General features: G+C 58.8%; 18 protein-coding genes. 14 read left to right on the top strand and 4 right to left on the bottom strand.

The annotated features are described in order from the left end of the window. Position 1 precedes the first annotated feature (1 nt). Together AC0TOF_RS09745 and hslV are read right to left on the bottom strand one after the other, a co-directional pair. Positions 2 to 592, bottom strand: coding sequence for a DUF2585 domain-containing protein (locus AC0TOF_RS09745; RefSeq protein WP_122002821.1), 591 nt, complete (start codon positions 590 to 592; stop codon positions 2 to 4). Beyond that, the gene (gene hslV, locus AC0TOF_RS09750) at positions 589 to 1,143 is read right to left on the bottom strand and encodes an ATP-dependent protease subunit HslV (protein WP_122002822.1); all 555 of its coding nucleotides are present in this window, start codon (positions 1,141 to 1,143) and stop codon (positions 589 to 591) included. The genes AC0TOF_RS09745 and hslV overlap by 4 nt, the downstream gene beginning before the upstream one ends. Before the next feature lie 191 nt (positions 1,144 to 1,334). On the opposite strand from hslV, the gene hisB reads away from it, so the two are divergent. From hisB to AC0TOF_RS09790, 8 genes are all read left to right on the top strand, one after another. Further along, the gene (hisB, locus tag AC0TOF_RS09755) at positions 1,335 to 1,943 is read left to right on the top strand and encodes an imidazoleglycerol-phosphate dehydratase HisB (protein WP_473768076.1); all 609 of its coding nucleotides are present in this window, start codon (positions 1,335 to 1,337) and stop codon (positions 1,941 to 1,943) included. A 3-nt stretch (positions 1,944 to 1,946) separates the two neighbouring features. Further along, positions 1,947 to 2,489 (top strand): DUF2628 domain-containing protein, encoded by a 543-nt coding sequence (locus AC0TOF_RS09760; RefSeq protein WP_473768077.1) that lies wholly within the window; start codon positions 1,947 to 1,949, stop codon positions 2,487 to 2,489. 2 nt (positions 2,490 to 2,491) lie between these two features. After that, positions 2,492 to 3,142, top strand: a complete 651-nt coding sequence (gene hisH / locus AC0TOF_RS09765) for an imidazole glycerol phosphate synthase subunit HisH (protein WP_473768078.1) — start codon at positions 2,492 to 2,494, stop codon at positions 3,140 to 3,142. 4 nt (positions 3,143 to 3,146) lie between these two features. Further along, positions 3,147 to 3,929 carry a 1-(5-phosphoribosyl)-5-[(5-phosphoribosylamino)methylideneamino]imidazole-4-carboxamide isomerase gene (hisA, locus tag AC0TOF_RS09770; protein WP_473768079.1) on the top strand — a complete coding sequence of 261 codons (783 nt, stop codon included), beginning with the start codon at positions 3,147 to 3,149 and terminating at the stop codon, positions 3,927 to 3,929. Then, positions 3,926 to 4,711: an imidazole glycerol phosphate synthase subunit HisF gene (gene hisF, locus AC0TOF_RS09775; protein WP_473768080.1), complete on the top strand. Its 786-nt coding sequence runs from the start codon at positions 3,926 to 3,928 to the stop codon at positions 4,709 to 4,711. The genes hisA and hisF overlap by 4 nt, the downstream gene beginning before the upstream one ends. Positions 4,712 to 4,835: 124 nt before the next feature. Then, positions 4,836 to 5,159, top strand: coding sequence for a phosphoribosyl-ATP diphosphatase (locus tag AC0TOF_RS09780; RefSeq protein WP_122002826.1), 324 nt, complete (start codon positions 4,836 to 4,838; stop codon positions 5,157 to 5,159). A gap of 60 nt (positions 5,160 to 5,219) precedes the next feature. After that, positions 5,220 to 6,188 carry a type I pantothenate kinase gene (coaA, locus tag AC0TOF_RS09785; protein ID WP_121981221.1) on the top strand — a complete coding sequence of 323 codons (969 nt, stop codon included), beginning with the start codon at positions 5,220 to 5,222 and terminating at the stop codon, positions 6,186 to 6,188. Between the two features lie 8 nt (positions 6,189 to 6,196). Next, entirely contained in the window at positions 6,197 to 7,000 is an 804-nt protein-coding gene (locus AC0TOF_RS09790; RefSeq protein ID WP_473768081.1) for a PhzF family phenazine biosynthesis protein, read from the top strand. A gap of 60 nt (positions 7,001 to 7,060) precedes the next feature. Here the strand turns inward: AC0TOF_RS09790 and arfB are convergent, their stop codons facing one another. Next, the gene (gene arfB, locus AC0TOF_RS09795) at positions 7,061 to 7,498 is read right to left on the bottom strand and encodes an alternative ribosome rescue aminoacyl-tRNA hydrolase ArfB (protein WP_122003109.1); all 438 of its coding nucleotides are present in this window, start codon (positions 7,496 to 7,498) and stop codon (positions 7,061 to 7,063) included. A gap of 144 nt (positions 7,499 to 7,642) precedes the next feature. After that, complete coding sequence (locus tag AC0TOF_RS09800; RefSeq protein WP_122002828.1) at positions 7,643 to 9,253, bottom strand: phosphoenolpyruvate carboxykinase; 1,611 nt, start codon at positions 9,251 to 9,253, stop codon at positions 7,643 to 7,645. 411 nt (positions 9,254 to 9,664) lie between these two features. Here AC0TOF_RS09800 and AC0TOF_RS09805 point away from each other — a divergent pair, with 411 nt between their 5' ends. From AC0TOF_RS09805 to AC0TOF_RS09830, 6 genes are all read left to right on the top strand, one after another. Beyond that, positions 9,665 to 10,384, top strand: a complete 720-nt coding sequence (locus AC0TOF_RS09805; protein ID WP_006468074.1) for a response regulator transcription factor — start codon at positions 9,665 to 9,667, stop codon at positions 10,382 to 10,384. Positions 10,385 to 10,451: 67 nt separating this feature from the next. Continuing rightward, positions 10,452 to 12,269, top strand: coding sequence for a stimulus-sensing domain-containing protein (locus AC0TOF_RS09810; RefSeq protein WP_122002829.1), 1,818 nt, complete (start codon positions 10,452 to 10,454; stop codon positions 12,267 to 12,269). Further along, complete coding sequence (locus AC0TOF_RS09815) at positions 12,266 to 12,748, top strand: HPr kinase/phosphorylase (protein WP_473768082.1); 483 nt, start codon at positions 12,266 to 12,268, stop codon at positions 12,746 to 12,748. The genes AC0TOF_RS09810 and AC0TOF_RS09815 overlap by 4 nt, the downstream gene beginning before the upstream one ends. A gap of 204 nt (positions 12,749 to 12,952) precedes the next feature. Beyond that, positions 12,953 to 13,354 carry a PTS sugar transporter subunit IIA gene (locus AC0TOF_RS09820; RefSeq protein WP_122002831.1) on the top strand — a complete coding sequence of 134 codons (402 nt, stop codon included), beginning with the start codon at positions 12,953 to 12,955 and terminating at the stop codon, positions 13,352 to 13,354. A gap of 3 nt (positions 13,355 to 13,357) precedes the next feature. Next, positions 13,358 to 13,672, top strand: coding sequence for an HPr family phosphocarrier protein (locus AC0TOF_RS09825; RefSeq protein ID WP_473768083.1), 315 nt, complete (start codon positions 13,358 to 13,360; stop codon positions 13,670 to 13,672). Next, entirely contained in the window at positions 13,666 to 14,499 is an 834-nt protein-coding gene (locus tag AC0TOF_RS09830; protein ID WP_473768084.1) for a glutamate racemase, read from the top strand. Before AC0TOF_RS09825 ends, AC0TOF_RS09830 begins: the two co-directional genes overlap by 7 nt. Positions 14,500 to 14,565 lie beyond the last annotated feature (66 nt).

Raw genomic sequence — 14,565 nt, forward strand, 5'->3', positions numbered from 1 at the left:
ATTATAACCCACTTTGCCACTGCTTGATGAACTCGAACGGATGCAGCAGCATGATCACGTTGAGCGTAAGATTGTCGCGGATGACGATCAGCGCCAGAATTTCAAAGAACAGCGCGATGGCGACGGTTATTTTCGTTGGCAGTCTGGCTGCGAGCAAAAAGCCAAGAGCAGCGGCAACCGTATCGGCAACCGAATTCACGATGCTGTCGCCGAAATAGTCCACCGAGGACGTATTGGCGCGATAGCGTTCGATGATGAAATTCGAATTCTCGATCAGTTCCCAAACGGCTTCGATGCCGACCGCAGCCGCAAGCCTCAAGCCGAGCGGGGCTTTGGGTGCGATGACCGTGAACAGCCAGTAGAACAGAAAGCCATGGATGATGTGCGACAGCGTATACCAGTCGGATATATGCTGTGAGTTTTCGGACATCAGCGAACCCGACCATAATTTTATGGTTCCGCATTCGCACATGGCGATCCGCCCGTCGAGATAGAGCCAGAAGGCTTGTACCGCGACGATGGCGAGAACGATCAGGGCGCCCAGACCCCAGCGTTGCGCATTCGGTTTTGAGGCCTGCGCCAGCGAGCTCATTCTGCGTCCAGGCTTTCCACGAGGATATTGTGGTTGGTGTAGATGCAGATATCGGCGGCGATCTCCATCGCCTTGCGGGCGATTTCCTCGGCTGACTTGTCGGTGTCGATCAGCGCGCGGGCGGCGGCCAGCGCATAATTGCCGCCCGAACCGATGGCCATAACGCCATGTTCGGGTTCAAGCACGTCGCCGGTGCCGGTCAGCGCCAGCGTCACCTTGCTGTCGGCAACCAGCATCATGGCTTCCAGCTTGCGCAAGTAGCGGTCGGTACGCCAGTCCTTGGCAAGTTCGACCGAAGCGCGCATGAGCTGATCGGGATATTGTTCGAGCTTGGCTTCGAGGCGTTCCAGCAGGGTGAAGGCGTCGGCGGTGGCCCCGGCAAAACCGGCAATCACATTGCCCTTGCCGATGCGGCGCACTTTACGCGCATTGCCCTTCATGACGGTATTGCCCAGCGAAACCTGTCCGTCGCCGGCAATGACGACCTTGCCGCCCTTGCGCACGGTGACGATCGTGGTGCCGTATATGGTTGTGGGATTGTGGTCGATCATGGATGCTCCTTTGGCGAGCTGTGTATTCCCGGACGGCGAAAACACAGGTCCCTTGCTATGCGGTTATACGCATTTCGATCTGATTATTTAAGAAGGCGTTGCCGAATTGCAAATGGCAAACCGGCAAAAGGAATTGGCAAAGTGGGCAAGCTGTTCTAGAACGCCTCCAAGCTATAGGATGAGGAAAGCTTATGACTGCTGAAAGCACCCGCAAGGCAAGCATCGAACGCTCCACGAAGGAAACGAGCATTGCCGTTTCAGTCGATCTGGATGGCGTCGGCAAGTTCGACATCACCACTGGCGTCGGCTTCTTCGATCATATGCTGGAGCAGCTTTCCCGACATTCGCTGATCGATATGCGCGTGATGGCCAAGGGCGATCTGCATATCGATGATCACCACACGGTCGAGGATACCGGCATTGCGCTCGGTCAGGCCATTGCCAAGGCCTTGGGCGAACGCCGCGGCATCGTGCGCTATGCCTCGATGGACCTCGCCATGGACGATACGCTGACCGGCGCTGCGGTCGACGTGTCGGGACGCGCCTTTCTGGTCTGGAACGTCAATTTCACCACGGCCAAGATCGGCACGTTCGACACCGAACTGGTGCGTGAGTTCTTTCAGGCTTTCTCGATGAATGCGGGCATCACGCTGCATATCAACAATCATTACGGCGCCAACAACCACCATATTGCGGAGTCGATCTTCAAGGTGGTGGCCCGGGTTCTGCGCACGGCGCTGGAAACCGATCCGCGCCAGAAGGATGCAATCCCCTCCACCAAGGGCTCGCTGAAAGGCTGAGTGATGGCGCAATTCGTCGTTCTTGAACCGGAAGATACTCAAGCAATTCCCGGAAAAGTGGGAACGGGTTTTCCGTCTGGAACTGCGATGCAAAAAAGCCTTGAGCAAACCGTGTTCGTGCGCGACGGATTCCATGTGCTGGGACTGCTGTTGCCCTTCGTCTGGCTGCTGGCGCAGCGTCTCTGGTTCGAAGCCTTCGCTGTGTTGGGCGTCACGATCCTGCTTGGTCTCGTTGCGACCCACTTCGGCATTGACGGTGCGGTGCCTCTTCTAACCCTGTTCATGTCGCTCTTTGTCGCGCTGGAAGGCGTCAACTGGAAGATCGCCAAGCTCAGGCGTCAGGGTTTTGTCGAAAAGGCGGTCATAGACGCGTCCGATCTGGAAGAAGCGGAAATCCGCTATTTCCACGGCCTCGAAGATGCGGGCAAGCCAGCCGCACCGCTTGCGGGCCAGCCTGCCCCCGACTGGACTCAGGGTACCCCTCGTCCGATCTATTCCTCATTTGGCTCAACGATCGGATTCGTGGGTCATCGCGGAGAAAACTGAAAATGCGTGTTGCAATCATCGATTACGGCTCCGGCAATCTGCGCTCGGCCACCAAGGCTTTTGAGCGTGCCGCGCATGAGAGCGGTATCGCGGCGGAAATCGACCTGACGGCGGATGCCGACCGCGTGGCGAAGGCTGACCGCATCGTGCTTCCCGGCGTTGGCGCCTATGCCGATTGCCGCCGCGGCCTCCATGCCGTTCCGGGCATGGTGGAAGCGCTGGAAGATGTGGTTTTGAAAAAGGCGCACCCTTTCCTTGGCATCTGCGTCGGCATGCAGCTCATGTCCGAGCGCGGGCTTGAAAAGGAAATCACGCAAGGTCTTGGCTGGATTGCCGGCGACGTGCGTGAAATGACGCCATCCGACCCGACGCTCAAAATTCCGCAGATTGGCTGGAACAGGATTCACGTGAAACATTCTCACCCGGTCTTCGACGGGATCGAGACCGGCGAGACCGGCTTGCATGCCTATTTCGTGCATTCCTATATGTTCGACGCGAAGAACAAGGCTGATGTGCTGGCTGTGACCGATTACGGCGGCGATGTCACCGCAACGGTCGGTCGCGACAATATGGTCGGAACGCAGTTCCACCCGGAAAAGAGCCAGCTGCTCGGCCTTTCGCTCATTGCCAATTTCCTGAAATGGAAGCCCTGAGATTATGATCCTATTTCCCGCCATCGATTTGAAAGACGGTCAATGCGTGCGCCTGAAGCTCGGCGACATGGATCAGGCCACCGTCTATAATGAAGACCCGGCAGCGCAGGCCAAGACCTTCGAGGATCAGGGTTTTGAGTGGCTGCATGTGGTTGATCTCAATGGCGCTTTTGCTGGCGAAAGCGTCAACGGCAAGGCCGTTGAAGCGATCCTGAAAGCCACGAAAAATCCGGTGCAGCTCGGTGGCGGCATCCGCACGCTACAGCATATCGAGAACTGGCTTTCCAAGGGGCTGCGCCGCGTCATTCTCGGCACGGTCGCCGTGCGCGATCCGGCGCTGGTGATCGAGGCCTGCAAGGAATTTCCGGGACAGGTTGCCGTTGGCATCGACGCCAAGGGCGGCAAGGTTGCTGTCGAAGGCTGGGCCGAAGCATCGGAACTGGGCGTAATCGAACTCGCGAAAAAATTCGAGGGCGCAGGCGTTGCCGCCATTATCTATACCGATATCGACCGTGACGGCGTGCTGGCTGGAATCAACTGGGATTCGACGCTGGCGCTAGCCGAAGCTGTTTCCATCCCGGTGATCGCTTCGGGTGGTCTTGCCTCGATGGACGATATTCGCCGCCTTGCCGCACCGGATGCCGCGAAACTGGAAGGTGCGATTTCGGGACGTGCGCTTTACGATGGCCGCATCGATCCGGCGGAAGCATTATCCCTGTTGGGGGCAGCGTCGTCGTCCGCAGCCGCACAGCGGCGAGGACGCGCAGATGAGGGAACAACGGTATGACACTCAAGGCACGCGTAATTCCCTGTCTCGACGTCAAAGACGGACGCGTCGTCAAGGGCGTCAATTTCGTCGACCTGATCGATGCGGGTGATCCGGTGGAAGCCGCCCGCGCTTATGATGCGGCGGGCGCAGACGAATTGTGCTTCCTCGACATCACGGCGTCCTCGGACAATCGCGAGACAATTTTCGATGTGGTGGCGCGAACGGCCGAACAGTGCTTCATGCCGCTCACCGTTGGCGGCGGCGTGCGGCAGGTTGCCGATATTCGCAAGCTTCTGCTGGCGGGTGCCGACAAGGTGGCCATCAACACGGCTGCGGTGAAGAACCCGGAATTCGTCGCCGAAGCTGCCGACAAGTTTGGCGATCAGTGCATCGTGGTTGCCATCGACGCCAAGAAGGTTTCGGGCGGAGGCGAAGCCGATCGCTGGGAAATCTTCACCCATGGCGGCCGCCAGGCGACTGGCATCAATGCGGTGGAGTTCGCGCAAAAGGTGGTGGGCCTCGGTGCGGGCGAAATCCTTTTGACCTCGATGGATCGCGACGGAACCAAGGCCGGTTACGATGTGGCCCTGACGCGCGCCGTGGCTGACAGCGTGCGCGTTCCGGTAATCGCTTCGGGCGGTGTCGGAAATCTCGACCACATGGTCGCGGGCATTCGCGACGGTCACGCGACGGCGGTGCTGGCCGCCTCCATCTTCCACTTTGGCACCTATACGGTTGGCGAGGCCAAGCGCTATATGGCCGAAGCGGGCATTCCAATGCGGCTCGATCCGGTCCACTAGAGCATTTCCAGCAAAAGTGCGAAGCGGTTTTGCGTCGGATAATGCGTAAAAACAGACAGATAGAGCGGTTCTAACGTTTCCATTTAAACGGGAGCCGCTCTAGAACAATATTTAGGGAAATCCGATGACCGATTTCACTCTTTCCGACCTTGAACGGATCGTCGCGGAGCGTGCCAGCGTGACGGACGGCTCGTCCTATACGGCAAGTCTGGTGGCAAAGGGGCAGTCGCGCGCGGCGAAAAAGCTGGGCGAGGAAGCCGTGGAAACGGTCATTGCCGCCATTGAAGGCAATCGCGCGGAAGTGATCACCGAAAGCGCTGATCTGCTTTATCACCTGCTTGTGGTTCTCAAGGTTGCCGACGTGCCGCTCGATGAGGTTCTTCAAGAGCTGCAACGCCGCACGGCGCAGACCGGCCTTGAGGAAAAAGCCGGTCGTCCGAAAGCCTAAATGCAAATTGGACCGGAAGCTGTTAGTGCAGAATTGGCGTTGAGGGAGAGCAGCGACAATATGTGGGAAAAAGTGGACCAGCTAACGCCGTCGCGTTACTCGCCTTACCGTTTCTTCTCGGCTGAGGAATGGGCGGGCTTCCGCGCCGATACGCCGCTTACCTTGACTTATGACGAGGTCAAGCGGCTGCGTTCGCTCGGCGACCCCATCGATCTCGATGAGGTGCGGCGCATCTATCTGTCGCTGTCGCGATTGCTGTCGGCGCATGTGGAGGCAAGCCAGCTCCTGTTCGAGCAGCGCAAGCAGTTCCTCAACATGGAGGAGTCGTTCAAGACGCCTTTCATCATCGGCATCGCCGGCTCGGTCGCGGTGGGAAAATCCACGACCGCACGTATCCTCAAAGAACTGCTTGCCCGCTGGCCATCAAGCCCCAAGGTCGATCTCGTGACGACCGATGGGTTTCTCTATCCCAATGCGGTTCTGCGCGAGCAGAACATGATGGAGCGCAAGGGCTTTCCCGAAAGCTACGATGTCGGCGCGGTCCTGCGCTTCCTGTCGGCGATCAAGGCTGGCATGAGCCAGGTGCGCGCGCCGCTCTATTCGCACTTGAGCTACGACGTGTTGCCGGGCGAATATCAGATCGTCGACAAGCCGGATATTCTGATCTTCGAAGGCATCAACGTGCTGCAGGTGCGCGATCTGCCGGAAGACGGCAAGATGGTGCCCTTCGTGTCGGATTTCTTCGACTTCTCCATCTATATCGATGCGGAATCGGAACTGATCCACAAATGGTATATCGACCGCTTCATGCGGCTGCGGGAGACCGCCTTCGTCAATCCGGAATCCTTCTTCCATCGTTATTCGCAGCTTTCCGAAGACGCGGCGCGTTCGATCGGCGAAGGGCTTTGGAACAACATCAACCTGAAGAACCTCAAGGATAATATCCTGCCGACGCGCCCGCGCGCCGATCTGATCCTGCGCAAGGGCAGCGATCATCTGATTGAGGAAGTGGCGCTCAGGAAAATATAGGAGCCGCTATGCTGCAGGCGCTGCGTATGTATCAGGTCGATGCCTTCACCGACCGCCTGTTCGGTGGCAATCCGGCCGCCGTTCTCATTCTCGATGCGTGGCTCTCCGACGATCTCATGCAGGCCATCGCCAGTGAGAACAATCTGGCGGAAACGGCTTTTGCCCGTCGCACCGGCGACAGCTGGCACCTGCGCTGGTTCACGCCGACGACGGAAGTCGATTTCTGCGGCCATGCCACGCTGGCAACGGCGCATGTCCTTGCCGCGCATTATGGCGCCGAAGGAGAAATGGCGTTTGAAACCCGCGTCGGAACGATCCGGGTTTCCCGTTCGGCGGACGGTTACGTCCTCGACATTCCGTGTTTCGACCCGCAGCCTCTGGTGGAACTGCCGGCCTGCATTGCCCCGCTTTTCGACCGCCTGGACGGGAGCCGGTTCTTCCGCAATTTCGAGAACATCTTTGTCGAGCTTGCGGACGATGCCTCCGTGCGTGCCTTTGTTCCCGATCTGGCGCAGATCGCCAAACTGGGTCCTGTCGGTCTGGTCGTCACGGCGAAAGGCACGATGTACGATTTCGTCTCGCGCTATTTTGCGCCCGGCGCGGGCATTCCCGAAGACCCGGTCACGGGATCGATCCATGCCACGCTCGTCCCCTACTGGAGCGGCAAACTGGGAAAGAACCGGCTACACGCTTACCAGGCGTCGGAGCGCGGCGGAGAATTGCTGTGCGAACTGAAGGGCGACCGCGTTCTGCTCGCGGGCAAGGCCGTCACCTATATGGCGGCAGATATCTATCTGCCGGACAGACTCTAGGTTCTTTTGTTTTCGTTTGTCTTTTCGGGAAAACCGGGTTCCACTTTTCCCTGACAAACTCTAATCGAAAGAAACCTTTCCCCTGCCCTTCTTGATGTCGGACCGGCCGGATTTTGCCTTGAGGCGACGTTCGATGGAGCCTTTTGTCGGCTTGGTTTTCTTGCGCGGCGGCGGTGGCGGTTCGGCGGCCTTGGCGACAAGCGCGATCAGCCGCTCGCGCGCGTCTTCGCGGTTGCGCTCCTGAGTGCGGAAACGATTGGCCTCGATCAGGATATCGCCGTCCTTGGTGCCCTTCTGCCCCGCTAGCTTGAACAGCCGCGACAGGATGTCTTCCGGCAGGCCCGACTGTGCCGCATGAAAGCGCAGTTGTACGGCAGTGGAAACCTTGTTGACGTTCTGACCGCCGGGACCGGAGGCACGGATAAAGCTTTCCTCCAGATCGTCTTCACGGATCGACAGGCGATTGTTGATGCGGATGATGTTCCGGTTCTCTTCCATGGCAAGGAGATATACCGCTTTGTATCCCTTATACAAAAGAAAAACCCGGCCTTTCAGCCGGGCTCTCCCTCCTCCTCAGGATGGTAGAAGCATGTCTCCAAAAAGTGGGAACCGGTTTTTGGATAAAGACATGCGTAGAAAAAGCTATTCCGCGGCGATGCGGATCGACGGAGCCGCGTCCTTGACCTCGTGATCGACATGGCTTTCGAACTTCTCGAAATTCGTGACGAACATGTCGACAAGCTTCTTGGCCTGCGCGTCATAGGCGGCCTTGTCGGCCCAGGTCGAACGCGGATCGAGGATCGACGTGTCCACGCCCGGTACTTCGACCGGAACCGCAAAGCCGAAATTCGGATCGATGCGGAATTCGGCATTGTTCAACGAACCGTCGAGCGCGGCTGCGAGCAGAGCGCGGGTTGCCTTGATCGGCATGCGCTTGCCGGTGCCATAGGCGCCACCGGTCCAGCCGGTATTGACCAGCCAGCAATCGACCTTGTGCTCGGCGATCAGCTTGCGCAGCAGGTTGCCGTATTCCGATGGATGGCGCGGCATGAACGGTGCGCCGAAGCAGGTCGAGAAGGTCGCTTCCGGTTCGGTCACGCCCTTTTCGGTACCGGCGACCTTGGCCGTGTAGCCGGACAGGAAGTGGTACATGGCCTGTGCAGGCGTCAGCTTGGCAATCGGAGGCATCACGCCGAAAGCATCGGCGGTGAGCATGATGATGTTCTTCGGCTGGCCGCCCTTCCCCGTTTTCGACGCGTTCGGGATGAAGTCGAGCGGATAGGCGCAACGGGTGTTTTCCGTCAGCGAGCCATCGTCGAAATCCGGCTGGCGATGTTCGTCGAGAACGACATTTTCCAGCACCGTGCCGAAACGCTGCGTGGTTGCGTAGATTTCCGGCTCCGCTTCGGCGGACAGGCGGATGGTCTTGGCATAGCAGCCGCCTTCGAAGTTGAAGATGCCATGTTCGCCCCAGCCATGCTCGTCATCGCCGATCAGCGTGCGGGTCGGATCGGCGGAAAGCGTGGTCTTGCCGGTGCCGGACAGGCCGAAGAAAACGGCGGTGTCGCCGTTCGGGCCTTCATTGGCCGAGCAGTGCATCGGCATCACGCCCTTGGCAGGCAGGATGTAGTTGAGCGCGGTGAAGACCGACTTCTTCATCTCACCGGCATAGGAGGTGCCGCCGATCAGCACGATCTTGCGGGTCAGATCAACGGCGATCACCGTTTCGGTGCGCACGCCATAGCGTTCCGGATCGGCCTTGAAGGATGGCAGGTCGATGATCGTCATTTCCGGTACATAGGAAGCCAGTGCTTCCTGTTCCGGACGGATCAGCAGATTGCGGATGAACAGCGAATGCCAGGCATATTCGGTGATGACGCGGGCATTGATCTTGTTGTCGGCGTCGGCGCCGCCGATCAGATCCTGCACGAAAAGCTCCTTGCCTTTCGCATGCTCGATGAAATCGGCATGAAGCAGGTCGAAGGCCTCGCGGCTCATCGGCTTGTTGTTGTCCCACCAGACATGCGCTTCGGTGTCGGCGTCGCGCACGACGAACTTGTCTTTCGGCGAGCGGCCCGTGTGCTGGCCAGTGCGCGCGACGAGCGCGCCTTGCGCCGACAGTTCGGCTTCGCCCCGGCGGACGGTTTCCTCATAAAGCCGGGCCGGCCCGAGATTGTAAAAGACTGCGGAGAGTTCCTTCAGTCCTGAAGTGGCAATGGAAGCGGCCGTGTTGTGAATGCCGGTCTCTCTCATGATGTCTCCGCCGTGGTTTGACAATTGATCGGTCTCATTTCGCGTCTCCAGATTGAACGCAAAACAGAGGATGGCAGTCAGAAACAGATTAATCGTGGCAATTCAAATATTTAATCGATTTAAAATTTTTGAAATTTTTTTAAATCGGTTAACCTGTGCGTTATGAGCCATTCGATTCCGGGAATGATGGACTTATCGGCATTAACCAAAGCGCGATTCGGTGGGCGGCGTTTCACGGCTTCTTCTGGCGCCGCCACATTTTGTACCTAATTTGTACTGCACAAGCAGGCGCATTATAATAGTATCGATGCGTAATCACGCGCTCGATTGGCAGTCTGCCAGTCTTTTGGCGGCTGAACGACGCCACCAGCCAGACATTCCGGCTGGCTTAGTTGAAGGAGAAAGGTTCGCATGAAGGAAGCCTCGGCAACGCAGACAATTGCGCTGGTCGACGACGACCGCAACATCCTGACCTCCGTGTCCATCGCACTGGAATCGGAAGGCTATCGGGTTGAGACCTACACCGATGGCGCATCCGCGCTGGACGGTCTGATGGCGCGTCCGCCCAATCTTGCGATCTTCGACATCAAGATGCCGCGCATGGACGGTATGGAGCTTCTGCGCCGCCTGCGCCAGAAATCCGACCTTCCCGTTATCTTTCTCACCTCCAAGGACGATGAGATCGACGAGCTTTTCGGCCTCAAGATGGGCGCGGACGATTTCATCACCAAGCCGTTCTCGCAGCGTCTTCTGGTCGAGCGCGTCAAGGCGGTTCTTCGCCGGGTCGCCGCCCGCGACGGCACGGCCAAGCCGACCGGGCAGCAGGCAAAATCGCTTGAGCGCGGCCAGCTGGTCATGGACCAGGAGCGTCACACCTGCACCTGGAAGGGCGAGCCGGTCACGCTGACGGTTACCGAATTCCTGATTCTTCATTCGCTGGCACAGCGCCCGGGCGTCGTGAAAAGCCGTGACGCCCTCATGGATGCGGCCTATGATGAGCAGGTCTATGTGGACGACCGTACGATCGACAGCCATATCAAGCGCCTGCGCAAGAAGTTCAAGGCGGTTGACGATGATTTCGAAATGATCGAAACGCTTTATGGCGTCGGCTATCGCTTCCGCGAGGCCTGATAGATAATTGCATATCGCCAGTCCGTGTGAGGTCTGGCGATAGCTTAATGAGAGCAGACAGAGCGACATGGTCGCAGAAACCCGGAACGACGGCCTTGTCGGCCAGAAATCGGATTTGCGCGAACGCAGGGCCCGGCGGCAGCGCTCGGTGTTCTGGCGTCGCTTCTTCGCGCCCCTGCGCAAGTTTCTCGGCCAATATCTGTTCTCAAGCCTGACGCGCCGCATCCTGTTTCTCAATCTGGCGGCGCTGGCGGTTCTTGTTTCCGGCATTCTCTATATGAATCAGTTCCGCGAGGGGCTGATCGATGCCAAGATCGAGAGCCTGCTCACCCAGGGCAAGATCATCGCGGGCGCAATTTCGGCTTCCGCGACCATCGACACCAATTCGCTGATGATCGATCCGGAAAAGCTTCTGGAACTGCAGGCCGGGCAAAGCCTGACGCCCTCGCCGGATTCGCCCGATAACTGGGAATTTCCGATCAACCCGGAAAAGGTCTCTCCGCTGCTGCGCCGGCTGATTTCACCGATAAGCACGCGGGCGCGCATCTATGATCGCTACGCCAATATGCTGCTCGATTCGCGCGCGCTCTATTCGCCGAGCTTCCCGTCGGCAGGGCCGGTGCTTCGCTACGACCTGCCGCCGATTGAGGAAGAGACCCCTTCCATCTGGGAGCGCGCCGGAGCGTGGATTTCGCAGTTGTTCTACGGTGGAGGCCTGCCGGTCTATCAGGAACAGCCGGGCGGTAACGGCCTCGCCTATCCGGAAATCGTCAAGGCGCTGGCCGGTTCGCCGCAAACAGCGCAGCGGCGCAATGAAAAGGGCGAGCTGGTGGTCTCTGTGGCCGTGCCGATCCAGCGTTCGCGCGCAATTTTGGGCGTGCTCCTGCTCTCCACCGAAGGCGACGATATCGACAAGATCGTGCAGGCCGAACGCATGGCGGTTTTCCGCGTGTTCGGCGTCGTGTCGCTGGTCATGGTCATCCTGTCGCTCTTCCTCGCTTCGACGATTGCAAGCCCGCTGCGCAAGCTTTCCGCCGCCGCCGACCGTGTTCGCCATGGCGTGAAAAGCCGCGTGGAAATTCCCGATTTCTCCGAACGTCAGGATGAGGTCGGCCATCTTTCCACATCCATTCGCGAGATGACCGATTCGCTCTATACCCGTATCGAGGCCATCGAGAGCTTTGCCGCCGATGTCAGCCACGAGTTGAAGAACCCCCTCACCTCGCTGCGCAGCGCCGTGGAAACCCTGCCGCTCGCCAAGACCGATGAATCGCGCAAGCGCCTGCTCGACATCATCCAGCACGACGTGCGCCGACTGGATCGCCTGATTACCGATATTTCCGATGCGTCGCGTCTGGATGCGGAACTGGCGCGCGAACATATCGACCGTGTCGATATGAAGACGCTTCTCACCAATCTGGTCACGGCGGCGCGCGAAGTGCGCCGCAACAAGGTCGGCACCGAAATCGTCTTCGATACCGGCAAGCTTCCCGCCGGAAAGAAGGGTTTTTATGTCGCCGGTCACGATCTGCGTCTCGGTCAGGTGGTGAGCAATCTGATTGAAAATGCCCGGTCTTTCGTGCCTGACGATACGGGACGCATCGTGGTGACGCTTGCCGGTGAAGGCAGCCGCCTGCGCGTGCTTGTCGAGGATAATGGTCCGGGTATTCCGATCGAGAATATTGAACGCATCTTCGAGCGTTTCTATACGGATCGTCCGACTTCGGAGGCTTTCGGCCAGAATTCCGGCCTCGGCCTTTCGATCAGCCGCCAGATCATCGAAGCCCATGGCGGCACGCTGACGGCAGAAAACATTGTCGACCCGGCAAGGCCTGACCAGTTCAAGGGCGCGCGTTTCATTGTCGACCTGCCTGCAAGCGCATGACGCCCGAAGAGGAAAAAAGCGGATTGCACGCGACGACGCTTCAGGTGCGGGGCCGTGGCGTCATGATCATGGGGCGCTCCGGCGCGGGCAAGACCGAGCTTGCATTGACGCTGGTGGAAAGGGCCCTCCTTCGCGGCGAGGCCGCTTCGCTGGTCGCGGACGACCGCACATTGCTGCATGTGGAAAGCGGAAGGCTGGTCGCCAGTGTTCCCGCAGCGCTTGCGGGTGGCGTGGAGATTCGCGGCGCGGGGCTTTTCAAGGTTGCTTTCGCGGAGGCGGCGCCGCTTTATCTCGTCGTCCGGCTTGTGGATCGTGACGAGGCCGAACGCTATCCAAGCGGCGAGGCCTGGGAGTTCGAGGGCGTTTCGCTGCCCCTGCTGCTTTTGCCCGCTTTGTCGTCGAATGGCGATTCCAACGCACTTTCGCGGGCAATCGAGGCCAGTTTGTTCTACGAAAAATGGCCTTCGGACGAAGGCTGAAACGGGCTTCGTTACGAATCGATTAATATTTCGCGACACTGCGGCATTTTGCTTTTTTCATGGCAGCGTGGGAATTTTTCACTTGCTATCAAGATTTGCGCTGCCAAGATGCACAACTCGCCGGCGTTTTTCCGGCGTGGTTTCAGTGCCATCTGACACTCTGGCGGGGTGATGCGGCGGGCACGCGACGGGAGCTTTTATAGTATGATCGGACTCGTGCTTGTCACGCACGGAAGATTGGCCGAAGAGTTTTTGCATGCTGTCGAGCATGTAGTCGGGCCGCAGGACAATTTCGAGACCGTGTGCATCGGTGCCGAAGACGATATGGAACAGCGTCGGCGGGATATCGTTGACGCGGTCGAGCGCGCCGACAATGGCGGCGGGGTCATTATTCTGACCGATATGTTCGGCGGTACGCCGTCCAATCTCGCCATTTCCGTCATGAAGGAAGGCAAGGTCGAAGTCATCGCAGGTGTCAACCTGCCGATGCTGATCAAGCTGTCGAGCGTGCGCATCGGGGGCGACATCAAGACAGCCCTGCGCGAGGCGCAGGATGCGGGGCGCAAATATATCAACGTTGCGAGCCAGGTGCTGACAGGAAAATAATTCATGCATTCCAGCGTGCCCGTCACCGGCGAATACGAACCCGAAACTGCAATTTCCCGATCCTTCGAGATCGTCAACAAGCGCGGCCTTCACGCCCGCGCTTCGGCCAAGTTCGTGCAGCTGGTCGATGGCTATAACGCGCATGTCCGCGTCAGCAAGGACGGCATGACGGTGGGTGGCACGTCGATCATGGGCCTGATGATGCTCGCTGCATCGCCGGGCTGCTGCATCGATGTGAGCGCTTCCGGCGAACAGGCCGATGCGGTGCTCGATGCGCTCCAGGCGCTCATCGCCGACAAGTTTGGCGAAGAATGCTGAAGCACGGAACCGCTGCCATCGGTGATCTCGATGATCCGGTGGCCGTTTTCGATGCAGGCATCGGCAGTTACGCTCTGGTCGAATTGATCCGGCGCAGCCAGCCGCAGCGCGACATCATCTATTTCGCCGACCGTGCCAGTTTTCCTTATGGCGCCAAAAGCCGCGATGAGCTGCTTTCGATCATGCGTCATACGATCCACTATCTGACCGGCCTTGGCGCGCAAATGATCGTGCTTGCTTCCAATGCACCCTCGGTCATGGTCCTCGACACGCTGAAAAGCGAGTTTCCGGTGCCGGTTTACGGCGTGGCGCCGCCGGTTCGGGCCGCGCTCGACAAAAGCCGCAGCGGCAAGGTCGCGGTCATGGGCGTGCGCTCGATGATCGAGAGCGAAGAGCTTGCGCGCTTTGTCCGGGCCGAGGCCGACAGACCGGATGACGTTGCCTTGATCAACGCGTCTGCAATGGTGGAACTGGTGGAAAACGGCGCTTTTCTTCGGCAACCGGACGAAACTGCACAGAAGATCGCTGCATTTTGCGACGAGATTGCCGCAAGCCACCCGCTCGTCGACACGCTGACCCTTTCCAGCACCCACCTGCCATGGCTGAGATCATTCTTCGAGCAGGCGCGTCCGGGCTGGCGGTTTCTTGATCCGGCAGACGATGTGATCGCCGCGCTCCCGCAAACCACAGGCGGCGCGGGCCGAACGATTGCCCTTGTCACGGAAAGCGAAACCTATCCCGTTTCCGGCTTTCGCCACATGCTCGAAATATTGCAGGTCGATCTTCCCTTGACGGTCATTGATCCCCTGCATGGCAAACATGCCTGATATGCACGTATAAAGATTTCTTTATATTGCGTTGTGCTTCTGGCTGCAATCTGCTAGTCAAGTCGC

The sequence above is a fragment of the Ochrobactrum sp. PL_is501 genome, assembly GCF_055816895.1.

Coding starts and splice junctions, on each gene's coding strand:
- AC0TOF_RS09745 (WP_122002821.1), bottom strand. CDS start 592: ATGAGCTCGCTGGCGCAGGCCTCAAAACCGAATGCGCAACGCTGGGGT.
- hslV (WP_122002822.1), bottom strand. CDS start 1,143: ATGATCGACCACAATCCCACAACCATATACGGCACCACGATCGTCACC.
- hisB (WP_473768076.1), top strand. CDS start 1,335: ATGACTGCTGAAAGCACCCGCAAGGCAAGCATCGAACGCTCCACGAAG.
- AC0TOF_RS09760 (WP_473768077.1), top strand. CDS start 1,947: ATGGCGCAATTCGTCGTTCTTGAACCGGAAGATACTCAAGCAATTCCC.
- hisH (WP_473768078.1), top strand. CDS start 2,492: ATGCGTGTTGCAATCATCGATTACGGCTCCGGCAATCTGCGCTCGGCC.
- hisA (WP_473768079.1), top strand. CDS start 3,147: ATGATCCTATTTCCCGCCATCGATTTGAAAGACGGTCAATGCGTGCGC.
- hisF (WP_473768080.1), top strand. CDS start 3,926: ATGACACTCAAGGCACGCGTAATTCCCTGTCTCGACGTCAAAGACGGA.
- AC0TOF_RS09780 (WP_122002826.1), top strand. CDS start 4,836: ATGACCGATTTCACTCTTTCCGACCTTGAACGGATCGTCGCGGAGCGT.
- coaA (WP_121981221.1), top strand. CDS start 5,220: ATGTGGGAAAAAGTGGACCAGCTAACGCCGTCGCGTTACTCGCCTTAC.
- AC0TOF_RS09790 (WP_473768081.1), top strand. CDS start 6,197: ATGCTGCAGGCGCTGCGTATGTATCAGGTCGATGCCTTCACCGACCGC.
- arfB (WP_122003109.1), bottom strand. CDS start 7,498: ATGGAAGAGAACCGGAACATCATCCGCATCAACAATCGCCTGTCGATC.
- AC0TOF_RS09800 (WP_122002828.1), bottom strand. CDS start 9,253: ATGAGAGAGACCGGCATTCACAACACGGCCGCTTCCATTGCCACTTCA.
- AC0TOF_RS09805 (WP_006468074.1), top strand. CDS start 9,665: ATGAAGGAAGCCTCGGCAACGCAGACAATTGCGCTGGTCGACGACGAC.
- AC0TOF_RS09810 (WP_122002829.1), top strand. CDS start 10,452: ATGGTCGCAGAAACCCGGAACGACGGCCTTGTCGGCCAGAAATCGGAT.
- AC0TOF_RS09815 (WP_473768082.1), top strand. CDS start 12,266: ATGACGCCCGAAGAGGAAAAAAGCGGATTGCACGCGACGACGCTTCAG.
- AC0TOF_RS09820 (WP_122002831.1), top strand. CDS start 12,953: ATGATCGGACTCGTGCTTGTCACGCACGGAAGATTGGCCGAAGAGTTT.
- AC0TOF_RS09825 (WP_473768083.1), top strand. CDS start 13,358: ATGCATTCCAGCGTGCCCGTCACCGGCGAATACGAACCCGAAACTGCA.
- AC0TOF_RS09830 (WP_473768084.1), top strand. CDS start 13,666: ATGCTGAAGCACGGAACCGCTGCCATCGGTGATCTCGATGATCCGGTG.